The sequence below is a fragment of the Comamonas sp. C11 genome (assembly GCF_024496285.1).
In the GTDB taxonomy this organism is placed as follows: Bacteria; Pseudomonadota; Gammaproteobacteria; order Burkholderiales; family Burkholderiaceae_C; genus Comamonas; species Comamonas testosteroni_F.
Genome location: NZ_CP101743.1, coordinates 653,857 through 668,951 on the forward strand (window position 1 = coordinate 653,857; position 15,095 = coordinate 668,951).

Genomic DNA, 15,095 nt, shown 5'->3' on the forward strand with positions numbered 1-15,095 from the left:
AGGTGCTCGGTGGCTTGCTTGCGATGCATTCTGAGAAGCCCGTCTGACCGCCTCCTTACTTACGATATCGGTGTTTGCCCCCGGTTTTTCACATCAAAAAAAAACCAATCCGGGTAAGTGCGGAGAGGGTCGGGTAATGCCCAGTCTTGAATTTTTGAGAAGCTTTTTTTTGTAAGTTAGCGGTCAGTTGTCGCTTTGATATTGGGCAAACAGGTGAGTTGGCAGCGCCTGAAATTCCAAAACCTAGGAGACAAACATGGCCATCAATGCGACAGCACATATGGGAGGTAAATCGGCCCCAAGGCCGATGAGCCCGGAAGAGCGCAAAGTCATCTTTGCGTCTTCGCTCGGAACCGTTTTCGAGTGGTACGACTTCTATCTGTACGGATCTCTGGCAGCCATCATCGCCAAGCAGTTCTTCAGCGGTCTGGATGCAGGATCGGCCTTCATCTTCGCGTTGCTGGCCTTTGCGGCAGGCTTCATCGTGCGCCCCTTCGGCGCGCTGGTGTTCGGCCGTCTGGGCGACATGATCGGGCGCAAGTACACCTTCCTGGTGACGATCCTGATCATGGGCATGTCCACCTTCATCGTCGGCGTCTTGCCCAACTACGCCAGCATTGGCGTGGCCGCTCCCGTCATCCTGATCGCGCTGCGCATGCTGCAAGGCCTGGCCCTGGGCGGCGAGTACGGCGGCGCTGCCACCTATGTGGCAGAGCATGCGCCGCATGGCAAGCGCGGTGCTTACACCTCCTGGATTCAGACCACGGCAACGCTGGGCCTGTTCCTGTCGCTGCTGGTGATTCTGGGTGTGCGTACCTCGATGGGTGAAGAGAAGTTCGCCGACTGGGGCTGGCGTATTCCATTCCTGGTTTCCATTTTGCTGCTGGCCATCTCGGTCTGGATTCGCATGACGCTGTCCGAGTCTCCAGCCTTTCAGAAGATGAAGGCCGAGGGCAAGGTGTCCAAGGCGCCTCTGACTGAGTCGTTCGGTCAGTGGAAGAACCTCAAGATCGTGATTCTGGCGCTGGTCGGCTTGACCGCCGGTCAGGCTGTGGTCTGGTATACCGGCCAGTTCTATGCGCTGTTCTTTCTGACGCAGCAGCTCAAGGTCGATGCCGTGACGGCCAATCTGATGATTGCCGCCGCACTGCTGATCGGCACGCCTTTCTTTGTGGTCTTCGGCACGCTGTCCGACAAGATCGGCCGCAAGCCCATCATCATGCTGGGCTGCATTCTGGCCGTGTTGACCTACTTCCCGGTCTTCAAGGCGCTGACCGAAGCCGCCAACCCCGACCTGGCTGCGGCTCAAGCCAAGAACAAGGTGGTCGTCGTGGCCGATCCTGCGGAGTGCTCCTTCCAGTTCAACCCCACGGGCACGACCAAGTTCACCAGCTCCTGCGACGTGGCCAAGCAGGTGCTGGCTGCGGGTTCCGTGAGCTATGAAACCGAAGAGGCGGCTGCAGGCACCCAGGCCATGATCCGTATCGGTGCGACCGAGATTCCTTCGTTCTCGCTCAAGGGCCTGAGCCCTGAAGATGCCAAGGCCAAGGACGGTGCGTTCAAGAAGACCGTGGCTGCAGAACTGGCCAAGGATGGCTATCCCACCAAGGCCGACCCCGCCAAGATGAACAAGTTCATGATGGTCGCGATCCTGACCTATCTGGTGCTGCTGGTGACCATGGTCTACGGCCCGATTGCAGCCATGCTGGTGGAGCTGTTCCCGACACGCATCCGCTACACCTCGATGAGCTTGCCCTATCACATCGGCAATGGCTGGTTCGGCGGTCTGCTGCCCACCATGTCCTTCGCCATCGTGGCGCAGACCGGCAATATGTACAACGGCCTCTGGTATCCCATCATCATCGCTGGCGTGACGGCCGTGATCGGCACGCTGTTCGTGCCCGAAACCAAGGACCGCGACATCTACGCAGAAGACTGAGGCAAAGTGATGGTGCTGCAATTTATGCAGCATCACATCGAAGACCTGCAAGGCTTGTGCTTTGCAGGTCTTTTTTGTTTGCATCAGCACTAGTGGGTTACAGCAGTGTGGCAACAAAGCATCATTGCGTTACTTTTTTGCGATGGAAATCATGCTTTTGAGAGGGGCCAACCTAGAATCACACCTAGCCGCGAGAGGGCCAACAACCTACAAGCCAATGCGGTGCAAAAAACACTATCCCAGGATATAGGAGCATTGAATGACCAAGATGACTCGCATCGCACTGGCCGCACTGGCTGTGATGGGCGCAACCACCGCAATGGCACAGAGCAGCGTGACGCTGTACGGCCGTATCAACACCACCGTCGAACGCCAGAAGGCTGGCGGTGAATCGGTGTCCGGCCTGTACAACAATGCTTCCCGCTGGGGCATTCGCGGTACCGAAGATCTTGGTGGCGGCCTGAAGGCAGGCTTCACCCTGGAGTCCGGCTTCAACTCCGACACCGGCACCGGTTCCGCCTGGACCCACCCCACCACCGGCATGTCCTTTGCGCGTCAGAGCGAAGTGAACCTGTCCGGCGGCTTCGGCATGATCCGTCTGGGCAACTTCGTTCCCGAGTCCTACTACGCAACTGCTGACTACATCAGCATGCACAACCACGACACCGGTTCTTCTTCCGATGCGCTGTACTACGATCCCGTCTGGTTCGGCGGTCTGAGCACCAAGAACAAGATCGGCTATCGCACTCCCAGCATGGGCGGCCTGACAGTGGATGCCTCCGTGTCTATGCACGAGAAGGATCCCTCGGTCGGTCCTCGCAAGAATGGCTACGATCTGGCCGCCAACTACGCCACCGGTCCTGTGCACCTGGGCGCTGGCTTCAGCAAGGTGGGCGACAACTGGCAAGCTGCCCTGCGCGGCCTGTACACATTCGGTCAAGTGACTCTGGGTGCCTACTACCAGCGTAACAAGGACGACAACCAGATCACCGGCACTGGCGCTGGTTCGCGCAACAACTTCCGTCTGTCGGCCATGTACACCATGGGCGCTTCGGAATTCCATGCCAACGTGGGTCATGCCAACAAGTGGAGCCATATTGCTGACTCCGCCGCCACTCAGTGGACTCTGGGCTACAACTACAACCTGAGCAAGCGCACCAAGGTGTATGGCTACTACACCAAGGTGAACAACAGCAAGGGTGCGAACTATGTGACTGGTAATGCCGGCGCGGACTTCAGCTCCTTCGCTCTGGGCGTGCGCCACAACTTCTAATTTGTGCACCGCGCAAGCGGTGTCTCCAGCAGCTGCAGCTGATAATGCAGACCATTACTCCAAGTTCACACCCCATGTCGCAAGGCATGGGGTTTTTTCTTATGCGCAGCCTGCCTTGCAGTAAGCCACGCGCAAACTCGGTGAGGCTCAATGCTCTTGCTGTCTGGCGCGACGCAAGCTGCCGCTCCGGCTGCCTCTGTTCATAACGACTCTGGAGACTGATATGTGGAAGCTGGCGATTGGTTTTGTGGTGTTTGCCGCCGTGGCGCTGTTTGTCATCATGAAGGCGGGGGACAAGGTGGATATGAGCGGCGAAAAACATGGTGCGGATGCGATTCATGCACCGGTGGAGTCCAAATGAAGACTGCCGCAAGCGATCAAAGCCCCGCCAGCCGGGGCTTTTTTTATTGCACTCTTCAGAGCTGCGGCAAACCTGAATGCACATGCGCAACCCAGGCTCTTGCCAGGACTGCCTAGAATGTTTGGCCTCCATAGAAAAGACCGCAGAACATGACGCAGGGCCTGATCCGTATCCGTGGTGCTCGCCAGCACAATCTTCGCAATCTGGACATCGATATCCGTACCGGTGAACTGACCGTGGTCACCGGCCCCAGCGGCTCGGGCAAGTCCAGCCTGGTGTTCGACACGCTGTACGCCGAAGGCCAGCGCCGCTATGTCGAGACCTTCTCCGCCTACGCGCGTCAGTTCCTCGATCGCATGGACAAGCCGGCTGTGGACAAGGTCGAAGGTGTGCCGCCCGCGATTGCCATCGACCAGACCAACCCGGTGCGCAACTCGCGCTCCACCGTGGGCACGATGACGGAGATCAACGATCACCTCAAGCTGCTGTTTGCGCGTGCGGCCCAGTTGTTCGACAGCAGGACGGCCCTGCCGGTGCGCCACGATACGGCGGACAGTATTTATGCCGAGCTGGCCCAGCGCTGCGAGGCCGCGGGCGACCCGCGCATTGCCATCACCTTCCCGGTGGAGCTGCCGGCCAATACCTCGGCCGAGGAGGTGGAGCAATGGCTGTCTGCCAGCGGCTTCACCAAGGTGCAGGCCGAGCGCGAAGTGGAGCGCGCGCATGCGGCCAGTGACGAGGCCGCCAAGGCCAAGAAAAAAGCCAAGCCAGCCCCCGAGAAGATCAAGGTGCTGGATGTGATTGCCGACCGCTTTCGCCTCGGCAAGGCCGAGCGTTCCCGCGCCATGGAGGCGATCGAGGTGGGCCTCAAGCGCGGCAGCGGCAGGCTCACGGTCTATGTGTTGCCCGATAGCGGTGTCGAGGCGGCCGAGCCCGAGCTGTGGAAGTTCTCGCTGGGCCTGCACTGTCCCGAGAGCAATCTGACTTACCAGGAGCCGATTCCCTCGCTGTTTTCCTTCAACTCCGCGGTGGGCGCCTGCGATGCCTGCCGTGGTTTCGGTCGCGTCATCGGGGTCGACTGGGGACTGGTGATTCCCAATGAAAAGCTCACCTTGCGCACCGGTGTCATCAAGCCGATCCAGACGCCGGCCTGGAAGGAGATTCAGGACGATTTGATGCGCCACTCCGAGGCCGAGGGCATTCCACGCGATACGGCCTGGTCCAAGCTGACCCAGGCGCAGAAGGACTGGGTGATAGAGGGCTCGCCCAACTGGAACGGCAAGTGGAGCCAGACCTGGTATGGCATTCGCCGCTTCTTCGAGTATCTCGAAAGCAAGGCCTACAAGATGCATATCCGGGTGCTGCTGTCCAAGTACCGCAGCTATACCGAATGCCCGAGCTGCGGTGGCGCTCGCCTCAAGACCGAAAGCCTGCTCTGGCGCATTGGCGGAAAGCAGGCCGCGGATGCCGTGCTGCCGCCCGGCGACGAGAGCGGCCGATACCAGCGCTTCATGCCGCAGGCGGTGGGCTGGAGCCGCGAGCAGCTCGACAGCCTGCCCGGCCTGTGTCTGCATGATCTGATGCGTTTGCCGATCACGCGCCTGCGTGACTTCTTTGCGCAGCTGGCGCCAGACAACGATGCCGTTAAAAATGATGGTGAAGCCCAGGCATTGAGGATGCTGCATGCAGAAGTCATGACGCGGCTGCAGTATCTGTGCGATGTAGGCATAGGCTATCTCACGCTGGACCGCCAGAGCCGCACGCTGAGCGGTGGCGAGGTGCAGCGCATCAACCTGACCACCGCTCTAGGCACTTCGCTGGTCAACACCCTGTTTGTGCTCGACGAGCCATCGATAGGTCTGCACCCGCGCGATATGGAGCGCATCACCGAAGCCATGCAGCGCCTGCGCGATGCGGGCAATACGCTGGTAGTGGTGGAGCATGACCCCGCCGTGATGTTTGCCGCCGACCGAATGATAGACATGGGGCCGGGCCCGGGTGCGCGCGGCGGCCAGATCGTGTTCGACGGCACGCCCGAGGATTTGCGCAAGGCCGATACCCTGACCGGCGCCTATCTGGGCGGGCGCAAGCAGGTGGGCTTCGGTCTCAAGCGCATGGTGACCGAGAGCACGCCGCGCCTGATTCTCGAAGGCGCGCGCGAGCACAATCTGCGCGATATCAGCGTGGACTTTCCGCTGCAGCGCCTGGTCACCATCACCGGCGTGTCGGGCTCGGGCAAATCCACGCTGATCCAGGACGTGCTGGTGCCGGCACTGATGCGCCATTTCGGCAAGCCCACCGATGCGGCGGGCGCGTTCGAGCGCCTGCTGGGCGCGGACCATCTGGCCGATGTGATGTTTGTGGACCAGTCGCCGATCGGCAAGACGGCGCGCTCCAACCCGGTCAGCTATGTGGGCGCCTGGGATGCGATCCGCGAGCTGTTCGCCGTGGCGCCGCTTTCACGCCAGCGCGGCTACACGGCTGCCAAGTTCAGCTTCAACAGCGGCGACGGCCGCTGCCCGACCTGCGGCGGCTCGGGCTTCGAGCATGTGGAGATGCAGTTCCTCTCGGACGTCTATCTGCGTTGCCCGGACTGCAACGGCACGCGTTATCGCCCCGAGATTCTGGAAGTGAAAATCGAGCGCAACGGCCAGCCGCTGAATGTGGCCGATGTGCTGGAACTCACGGTGGCCGAAGCCGCGCTGCTGTTTGCGCAGGACCGCGACGTGATCCGCGCGCTGCAGCCCATCGTCGATGTGGGCCTGGAATATGTGAAGCTGGGCCAGCCCGTGCCCACGCTGTCGGGCGGCGAGGCACAGCGTCTCAAGCTCGCCGGCTTTCTGGCCGAGGCGGCCAAGGCGCAGTCCAAATCCAGGCAGTCGCTGGCCAAGAAAGGCACGCTGTTCCTGTTCGACGAGCCCACGACCGGCCTGCATTTCGAAGACATTGCCAAGCTCATGCGCGCATTGCGCAAGCTGCTCGAAGCGGGCCACTCGCTGATCGTCATCGAGCACAACCTGGACGTGATTCGCGCAAGCGACTGGCTGATCGATCTGGGTCCCGAAGGCGGTGACGGCGGCGGTCTGATCGTGGCCGAGGGCACGCCCGAGGAGGTGCGCCATGTGAAGGAATCGCACACGGCCCAGGCCTTGCGCGAATACGACCTGGCCATGGGCGTGGGCGGAGAGGCGGTGCGCGAAGTCGCTCCCATGCTCTACAAGCCCCAGCGCAAGGCCCAGGCCGAAAAGGCGCCGCAGGCCAAGAACGCGATCGAGATCGTCAATGCCAAGGAACACAACCTCAAGTCCCTGAGCGTGGATGTGCCGCGCGGCAAGTTCAATGTGGTGACCGGTGTCTCGGGTTCGGGCAAGTCCACGTTGGCTTTCGACATCCTGTTCAACGAAGGCCAGCGCCGCTATCTCGAATCGCTCAATGCCTATGCGCGCTCCATCGTGCAGCCAGCGGGCCGTCCCGAGGTCGATGCGGTCTATGGCATACCGCCCACTGTGGCCATCGAGCAGCGCCTGTCGCGTGGCGGTCGCAAGTCCACGGTGGGCACGACCACCGAGGTCTGGCACTTTCTGCGCCTGCTCTATGTGAAGCTGGGCGTGCAGCACTGCATACACGACGATGCCATCGTGCAGCCGCAGACCGAGGAAAGCATTGCCGCGCAGCTGATGACGAATTTCCGCGGGCAGACCATAGGCCTGCTCAGTCCGCTGGTCGTCAACCGCAAGGGCGTCTATACCGAGCTGGCCGACTGGGCCAGACCCAAGGGCTACACGCATCTGCGCGTGGACGGCGAGTTTCTGCCGACCACGGGCTTTCCGCGTATCGACCGCTTCAAGGAACACACCATCGAGCTGCCCGTGGCCAGCGTGACGGTGACCGCGGCCAACGAGAAGGAGCTGCGCGGCCATCTGCGCCAGGCGCTGGAAATCGGCAAGGGCGTGCTGCATGTGCTGTCCGGCATCGAGAACCTGGCCGACGCCATGCAGGGCGGCCGGAGCACGGCCGGCATCGGCGCGCTGCAGGTGTTCTCCACCCAGCGCGCCTGCCCGGTCTGCGCCACCAGCTATGCCGAGCTGGACCCGCGTCTGTTCTCCTACAACAGCAAGCATGGCTGGTGCCCCGATTGCGTGGGCACGGGTGTGAAGCTGACCAAGGACCAGCGCAAGGTCTATGACGACACCTTGCTGGCCGACGACAATCGGGGCCGTGAGGTGAAGTTCGAGGGACAGGAAGTGGAGGACCTGGCCGAGGTGGAATGCCCCAAGTGCCAGGGCACACGTCTGAACCCTGTGGCGCGAGCCGTGAAGTTTCACGATGAGGCAATCACCGATATTGCCCAGCTGTCGGTCAGCGATGTGCGCCAATGGATACAGAGTCTGGAGCTTACGGGCCGCGAAGCCGATATTGCGCGCGATCTGATTCCCGAGATCCAGAGCCGTCTCGAATTCCTGGAAGAGGTCGGACTCAACTATCTGACGCTGGACCGCGGCGCGCCCACGCTGAGCGGGGGCGAGGCCCAGCGCATCCGGCTGGCCGCGCAGCTGGGCAGCAATCTGCAAGGTGTCTGCTATGTGCTGGACGAACCCACCATCGGCCTGCATGCGCGCGACAACCAGATCCTGCTCAATGCCTTGCACAAGCTCGGTGACAAGGGCAACACGCTGGTGGTGGTGGAGCATGACGAAGACACGATTCGCCGCGCCGACCACGTGATCGATATCGGCCCCAGCGCCGGCATCCGCGGCGGCCGTCTGGTGGCCGAGGGCACGGTGGATGACATCATGGCGGCCAAGGACTCGGTCACGGGGCGCTATCTGCTGCACGCCATGCGCCATCCCTTCAAGCCGCGTCTGTGGGTGGGGGAGGGCGAGCCTCCGGAAAAAACGGCTGCTATCAATGCAGAAGCTTCTGACGCTGGCGATATGGAGGTTTTAGATAAGAAACCATCCAAAGCCAAGAAAAAGAAAGCGGTAGCTGCTACTGAGAATGTGGTGCCGCAAGACAGCGACGTACTGCACTGGCTGACGGTGCTGGGCGCGAATCTGCACAATCTGCAGAGCGTGGAGGCGCGTGTTCCGCTCAAGCGGCTGGTGGCCGTGACCGGAGTTTCCGGCTCGGGCAAGTCCACGCTGGCGCGTGATGTGCTGCTGAGCAATGTGGCGGCCTGGGTGCAGCAGCGCTCGACCAAGGCCGGCCGCGATGCCATGGATGCCGGCAAGTCGCCGGCACTCGTGGGCTGCAAGGGGCTCAAGGGCTTCGAGACCATCGACCGCGTGCTCGAAGTCGACCAGACCCCGATCGGCAAGACGCCGCGCTCCTGCCCGGCGACCTATATCGGCTTCTGGGACACGATTCGCAAACTGTTTGCCGAGACCCTGGAGGCCAAGGCCCGCGGCTATGCGGCTGGCCGCTTCTCGTTCAACACGGGCGAAGGGCGTTGCCCGGCCTGCGAGGGCCAGGGCGTGCGCACCATCGAGATGAGCTTTCTGCCCGATGTCAAAGTGCCTTGCGAAGTCTGCCACGGCGCACGCTTCAACCCCGAGACGCTGGCCGTGAGCTGGCGCGGCAAGAGCATTGGCGATGTGCTGCAGATGGAGGTCGACGAGGCCGTCGAGTTCTTCGCCTCCATGCCCTCGATTGCCCATCCGCTGCAGTTGCTCAAGGACGTGGGGCTGGGCTATCTCACCCTGGGCCAGCCATCGCCCACGCTGTCGGGCGGCGAGGCCCAGCGCATCAAGCTGGTGACCGAGCTGACCAAGGTGCGCGACGATATCGGCCGGCGCGGACAGAAGGCTCCGCACACGCTGTACGTGCTTGACGAGCCCACCGTGGGCCTGCACATGGCCGATGTGGACAAGCTCATCCATGTGCTGCACCGCCTTGTCGACGGCGGCCACAGCGTGGTGGTCATCGAGCATGACCTCGACGTGATTGCCGAGGCGGACTGGATCATCGATCTGGGCCCCGAAGGCGGCAAGGACGGCGGGCGCATCGTGGCCACGGGAACCCCCGAGGAGCTGGTGAAGATCGGCACCCACACCGGCAAGGCACTGGCGCCGTTGCTGGCGCGGTAAGAGGCGGCGCGCACCATGTCCTTCTCGCGCAGCAACTTTCCTGCACCGGCGGAACTGGCCGCCTCGCGTGTCGCGTGGATGGCGCAGATCGCGCACCCACCGCTGCCGCCGGCGGTGCAGGCCTGGATGACGTGGGCGCGTGGCTGGAAGGATGCGCTGCCGTGGCTGCAGCTTCCTGCATGGCGTGAAGGCGCGGGCAACTGGCTCGCGATGCAGCGCGCCACCGAGGCGGCTGGGCTGTGGTCTCAGACTGGTGAGTACCGCTTCGGCCTGGACCTCAAGGCCAGCACGCCCGGTGATCTGCGCTGGATCGATGGCGCGGTGGCGGATGGCTGGAGCCCGCACTGGCTGGTGCTGAGCCATGGCCTGGATGGCGACCCGCTGATCGGTGACATGAGCCGGCCCGAAGTGCCTGTGCTGTGGAAGTGGCATGACGAGCCGCACCGCGCGGCCAGGCCATTGTTCGCCTCGCTCGAGGAGTTGATGGCGCATGTGCAGGCCAAGGCAGCCAAAGCGCCACTGGTGCCGCTTGAAACGCGCTCTTCCACCATCTTCTACACCGTGCGCCTGCTGGAGCTGGGGCCCGACCCGGCCAGGGTCATGCTGGCGCTCAGGAAAATCTTCACGACGCTGTCTGCGCAGGAGCTGCTGAAACTCAAGACCAGGCTGCCGCTGACGCTGCTGGACGATAGCGTCAGCGCCTTGCAAAAGGACCGCCTGGTGCAGCATTTCGGGGCGCTGGGTGCGCGCGTGGAAGTGAGTGAACGTCGCTTGTAGCGCGCACGCTCATGGTGTTCATGAGTCAGCGGCACCGATTTCTGATCGCAAAAAAGGCACCCGTGATGCACGCAGGCCTTGTGGTCCAGCACAGCCCGCTTTACTGGAATCCCTGCGTATGCGGCAGCCAGGTGGACAGTGCCGGGATGAAGGTCAGCAGGCACAGCACGACGAAGTGTGCCAGCAGGAACAGCGGCATCTCGCGCGTCAGCTCGGTGATGGACACCCGCGTGGACACGGGAACCTCCGAGGCGCTGGTCAGCATCGGCACCCACACCGGCAAGGCACTGGCGCCGGTGCTGGCCAGAGGCTGATGTCGTGGTGTGGGGCAATACTCTGTCGGGTATTGCCCCGTCTCCGGATCGACGTTCAAGCGCTTCTGTACGTGCTTGCCGGGCGAGTGTCGGGCTGGCTTTCAGCCTGCGCTTGCGGGCTGCGGCCTATGGACATGGCGCACAAGGCGGAGACCAGGCCGGCAAACAGGACGTACAGGCAGATCAGCCAGGGCGAGCCGTCACCTGCCTTGATCAGGCTGGTCGCGATGATGGGAGTGATGCCCGCCGCAAAGATGCCGGAGAACTGATAGACGAAGGAGATGCCGGTGTAGCGAACCTTGGCGTCGAAAAGGTCGCAGAAAAGCGCTGCTTCCGGACCATAGACCGATGCATAAAGCACGCCAAACGGAATGACGATGGCAGCCCAGATCAGCATCGCATTGCCGTTGCTATTCGTCATCAGCCAGAAGGCTGGAAAGGCCGAGATGGCGGTAATGAGTGAGCCCCACATGTAGGTGCGGGCACGCCCCAGTCTGTCCGACATGCGGCCAAAGAACGGGATGGTCACGCACATCACTACGGCCGCCAGCATCACGCCCATCAGCGCATCGGTGCGCGATATCTTCACAGTGTTGGTCAGGTAGCTGATGGAAAACACGCCGAAGACGTTGAAGAACACACCGTCGATATAACGGGCCCCCATGCCCTTGAGCACGTTGCCGGGATAGCGGCGCATCATGTCAAAAAAAGGAATAGCCGTTTCCGCGTTGCGCTCCTTGACGGCAGCAAATTCCGGTGTCTCCTTCACGTGCAGGCGGATGTACATGCCTACCAGTACCATCAGTCCCGATATCAGGAAGGCGATGCGCCAGCCCCAGGCCATGAACTGCTCGTCGGTGCACAGCCAGGACAGCAGTGCCACGACGCCCGATGCCATGAACAAGCCTACGGCCAGACCGATCTGAGGCAGTGAAGCGTAGAAGCCTTGCTGGTTCTTGGGCGCATATTCATAGGCCATCAACACGGCTCCGCCCCATTCTCCGCCTAGCCCTATGCCTTGCGCGATGCGCAGCAGCAACAGCAGGATCGGCGCGGCTATGCCGATTTGCGCGTAGGTCGGAGTCAGTCCGATGAGAAAGGTCGAAACGCCCATGATCATGAGGGTGATGACCAGCATGCTCTTGCGTCCGATCTTGTCGCCGAAGTGCCCGAAAATAATGCCTCCAAGAGGCCGGGTGACAAAGCCGACGGCGAATGTGGTGTAGGCCAGCAGGGTGGAGATCAGCGGATCTTCCCCAGGAAAGTAGAGCTTGCTGAACACGATGCCGGCGACTACGCCGTACAGAAAGAAGTCATACCACTCGATGGTGGCTCCGATCAGTGCGGAGGTGACTACCTTACGAACGACCTTGGGATCACTGTCTTTTGCCATGATGTCTCCTGGTGTCTTGTCGCGTGGTTTGAACCTTCAAGCAGTCATGCGACTTGAAACTGCTTTGCGTCTTCATGGATCAGGTCGGCGGCTTTTTCGGCAATCATCACGACGGGGGCATTGGTGTTGCCCGAAACCAGTGTCGGCATGATCGAACAATCAACCACACGCAGCCCTTGGATGCCGTGGACGCGCAAGCGCGCGTCCACCACAGCCATAGGGTCCTGGGCCAGGCCCATGCGACAGGTGCCGCTGGGGTGGAAGATCGTGGCGCCGTTATCGCGGCAGAACTCCAGCAACTCCTCATCACTTTGCGTCTGTGGACCGGGCTTGACTTCGCGTTTGACATATGGAGCCATGGCTGCAGATTGCGCGATCTGTCTGGCTGAGCGAATGGCGGCCACGTTGGTGCGTTGATCGAGTTCCGTGCTCAGGTAGTTGGGCTGCATGGAAGGCGCGGCAAAAGGATCTGTGGAGCGAATACGCACATGGCCGCGAGACTCGGGGCGCAACTGACACACTGACATGGTGAATCCCGAGTAAGGGTGGACCTTGCCGCCGGCCATGTCCGCAGAGAGCGTGGACACATGAAACTGGATGTCTGGTGTGATGGCGACGGGGCTGCCGTCGGCATTCTTGAGGGCCCGCATGAAGCACCCGCCCTGATTGATACCGACGGCCAGGGGACCCGAGCGGTAGAAAAGCCATTCCAGCCCCAGTCGCGTCGTACCAACCCAGGAGTTCAATTGATCGTTGGTGGTGATCGGTTTGCTGCACTCGTAGCTCAGACGGATCTGCAAATGGTCTTGCAGGTTTTCACCCACGCCAGGCAGTTCGTGCACGACTGGAATTCCGAGGCTTTGCAGCAGTGTGCGAGGTCCTATGCCTGACAGCTGCAAGAGCTGGGGCGATTGAATGGCTCCGGCGGACAAGATGACCTCTGCATGGGCCATTGCCTTGCGCATCCGGCCGTTCTGGCGAAAGTCCACGCCTATGGCCCGTTTGCCACGCATGATCAGTCCGGTGGCCATGGCATCGGTCTCAATATGCAGATTGGGACGCTTGCGGGCGGGGCCCAGATAGCCCTTGGCGGTGCTGCAGCGCAAGCCCTTGCTCGTGGTGAGTTGGTAGTAGCCGGCACCTTCTTGCTGCTGCCCGTTGAAGTCACTCGTGCGTGGGACGCCGATCTGCTCGGCGCCGGCAATAAAGGCTTCAATCAGCTCATGCCTGGCCCCGATGTCCGAGACCTTGAGCGGGCCGGCTGCGCCATGGAAGTCGACCGCGCCTCTTGCATTGCCTTCTGACTTGATGAAGTAGGGCAGCACATCCTCATAGGACCAGCCTGGGTTGCCCAGCGCGGCCCAGTGATCGTAGTCCTGTGCCTGGCCTCGCACGTAGATCAGGCCGTTGATGGAACTGCTTCCACCCAAGGTCTTGCCCCTAGGCCAATAGATTCTTCGTCCGTTCATATTGGGGTCGGGGTCTGTCTCGAAACGCCAGTTGTATTGAGGGCTCCACATGGTCTTGCCATAACCGATGGGCAAGTGGATCCAGACAGATCTGTCGGGAGGCCCTGCCTCCAGCAGCAGGACCTTGTTGTCGGGGTCTTCGGAAAGTCGTGCCGCGAGAACGCATCCGGCAGAGCCGGCGCCGACGATGACGTAGTCATAACTTGCGATCGCATCTGACACAGCAAATCTCCTTTTGTTCTGCCAAGGGGAACTATTTGTTCCTTTTGGTGGAACTCTAAATGCGTGATTGCCCGCTGCAATCAGCGCTTTCCCTTGCTGGTGTAAATACCGGGACGCATGGGCTTTCAACTGGCGTATCCGCGAGCTGTGCCATCATTCCTGTCATGCCTGTAGCAATTCCACAAAGTGCTTCCGATGCCGCACAGCCCTCCCAGGAAGATCCCAGCTCAATGTCGGACCGTGCGCTCGCGGTGCTCGATTACGTGACCAAAAGCAGCGAACCTCCTGGGCTGATGGAAATTGCCAATGCGCTGCACTTTCCCAAGGCCACAGCTTCGCGTTTGTGCTCGGGATTGGAGTCGCGGCAGTGGCTGACGCGGCACGAGGGGGATCGCAGTTTTGCGCCAGGTCCGCGCTTGCTCAGTCTTGCGGTGAAAGCCCTGCAATGCGATCCGCGCCAGGCTTTGCGCCATGAGGTTTTGTCCCAGCTGGTGCAGACCTTGGGTGAGACCTGCAACCTCACGGTTCTTGATGGAACCCGTGTACGTTATCTGGACCGGGTGGAGACGCATTGGCCCTTGCGCATGCAACTGGAAGTCGGGTCCCTGGTGCCTTTGCATGCGACGGCCAGCGGCAAGCTTTTCCTCGCGCATATGGCTGATCAGCGTCGTCAGGCCGTGCTGGAAAACCTGCTGCTGACGCCTTGTACGTCACGCACCTTGCAATCAGCCGAGGCATTGGCCCAACAGGTCCAGCAGATTCAAGCGCTTGGCTATGCCTGCGACCGTGAAGAGTTCATGCTGGGAATGATTGCCGTGGCCGTACCGATCAAGGACGACAAAGGCCTGTGCCGTGCAGCGCTGGCGGTGCACGCGCCGCAGGCACGCATGTCTCTGGAGCAGGCGCTCACGGGCTTGCCGCATTTGCAGGCTGCTGCACAGCGCATGGGCAAGCTCTTGTTCTAGTGCCGGCATTGAACGCACGGGGCGCGATCCGCTGGACGCGGTCGTCGCAGCACAGGGCCACCCGGCGAAGTGTGTGGGATCGATGCCCAGGCTGAAGGCGATGGGCGCGAGAATGGGCACCAGAATCATCACGCCGGGCAACGGCTCCATGAAGATGCCGAAGATCATCCGCAGAATGTTCATGGCACACATGAGCTGGCGTATGGCATGGTGCCATGCTCTTGAAGATCCCGCCCAAGGACCGGCCCCCTCAAGCAGGGTTATCTTCCGCACGGAAGCAGCGTCCGGTGCGATGC

Annotated in this window: 8 protein-coding genes and 2 pseudogenes; 6 read left to right on the plus strand and 4 right to left on the minus strand. The window is 61.5% G+C overall.

The features are described 5' to 3' along the window. The first annotated feature begins 256 nt into the window (after nucleotides 1-256). The 5 genes from NOX35_RS03020 to NOX35_RS03040 all read left to right on the plus strand — a co-directional run bounded on the left by NOX35_RS03020 (nucleotide 257) and on the right by NOX35_RS03040 (nucleotide 10,436). Complete coding sequence (locus tag NOX35_RS03020) at nucleotides 257-1,939, plus strand: MFS transporter (protein WP_182285553.1); 1,683 nt, start codon at nucleotides 257-259, stop codon at nucleotides 1,937-1,939. Nucleotides 1,940-2,198: 259 nt separating this feature from the next. Then, nucleotides 2,199-3,212, plus strand: coding sequence for a porin (locus NOX35_RS03025; RefSeq protein WP_256495669.1), 1,014 nt, complete (start codon nucleotides 2,199-2,201; stop codon nucleotides 3,210-3,212). 223 nt (nucleotides 3,213-3,435) lie between these two features. Beyond that, nucleotides 3,436-3,573 (plus strand): hypothetical protein, encoded by a 138-nt coding sequence (locus NOX35_RS03030; protein WP_182285555.1) that lies wholly within the window; start codon nucleotides 3,436-3,438, stop codon nucleotides 3,571-3,573. Nucleotides 3,574-3,722: 149 nt separating this feature from the next. Beyond that, nucleotides 3,723-9,659, plus strand: a complete 5,937-nt coding sequence (uvrA, locus tag NOX35_RS03035) for an excinuclease ABC subunit UvrA (RefSeq protein ID WP_256495670.1) — start codon at nucleotides 3,723-3,725, stop codon at nucleotides 9,657-9,659. A 15-nt stretch (nucleotides 9,660-9,674) separates the two neighbouring features. After that, nucleotides 9,675-10,436 carry a hypothetical protein gene (locus tag NOX35_RS03040; protein WP_256495671.1) on the plus strand — a complete coding sequence of 254 codons (762 nt, stop codon included), beginning with the start codon at nucleotides 9,675-9,677 and terminating at the stop codon, nucleotides 10,434-10,436. A gap of 100 nt (nucleotides 10,437-10,536) precedes the next feature. On the opposite strand, the pseudogene NOX35_RS03045 reads toward NOX35_RS03040, so the two are convergent. From NOX35_RS03045 to NOX35_RS03055, 3 genes and pseudogenes are all read right to left on the minus strand, one after another. Next, a pseudogene (locus tag NOX35_RS03045) lies at nucleotides 10,537-10,674 on the minus strand (TRAP transporter large permease); the annotation flags it as partial. A 131-nt stretch (nucleotides 10,675-10,805) separates the two neighbouring features. Further along, entirely contained in the window at nucleotides 10,806-12,143 is a 1,338-nt protein-coding gene (locus tag NOX35_RS03050; protein ID WP_256495672.1) for an MFS transporter, read from the minus strand. 44 nt (nucleotides 12,144-12,187) lie between these two features. Then, the gene (locus tag NOX35_RS03055; RefSeq protein WP_256495674.1) at nucleotides 12,188-13,834 is read right to left on the minus strand and encodes a GMC family oxidoreductase; all 1,647 of its coding nucleotides are present in this window, start codon (nucleotides 13,832-13,834) and stop codon (nucleotides 12,188-12,190) included. 164 nt (nucleotides 13,835-13,998) lie between these two features. On the opposite strand from NOX35_RS03055, the gene NOX35_RS03060 reads away from it, so the two are divergent. Continuing rightward, a complete protein-coding gene (locus tag NOX35_RS03060; RefSeq protein ID WP_256495676.1) occupies nucleotides 13,999-14,799 on the plus strand; it encodes an IclR family transcriptional regulator in 801 nt (266 codons plus the stop codon). A gap of 63 nt (nucleotides 14,800-14,862) precedes the next feature. Here the strand turns inward: NOX35_RS03060 and NOX35_RS03065 are convergent. Then, nucleotides 14,863-14,985, minus strand: a pseudogene (locus tag NOX35_RS03065) (TRAP transporter large permease subunit); the annotation flags it as partial. Nucleotides 14,986-15,095: the final 110 nt, after the last annotated feature.

Bases quoted from the DNA above. Each gene is read 5' to 3' on its own strand.
- NOX35_RS03020 (WP_182285553.1), top strand. From the start codon at position 257: ATGGCCATCAATGCGACAGCACATATGGGAGGTAAATCGGCCCCAAGG.
- NOX35_RS03060 (WP_256495676.1), top strand. From the start codon at position 13,999: ATGCCTGTAGCAATTCCACAAAGTGCTTCCGATGCCGCACAGCCCTCC.
- uvrA (WP_256495670.1), top strand. From the start codon at position 3,723: ATGACGCAGGGCCTGATCCGTATCCGTGGTGCTCGCCAGCACAATCTT.
- NOX35_RS03040 (WP_256495671.1), top strand. From the start codon at position 9,675: ATGTCCTTCTCGCGCAGCAACTTTCCTGCACCGGCGGAACTGGCCGCC.
- NOX35_RS03025 (WP_256495669.1), top strand. From the start codon at position 2,199: ATGACCAAGATGACTCGCATCGCACTGGCCGCACTGGCTGTGATGGGC.
- NOX35_RS03030 (WP_182285555.1), top strand. From the start codon at position 3,436: ATGTGGAAGCTGGCGATTGGTTTTGTGGTGTTTGCCGCCGTGGCGCTG.
- NOX35_RS03050 (WP_256495672.1), bottom strand. From the start codon at position 12,143: ATGGCAAAAGACAGTGATCCCAAGGTCGTTCGTAAGGTAGTCACCTCC.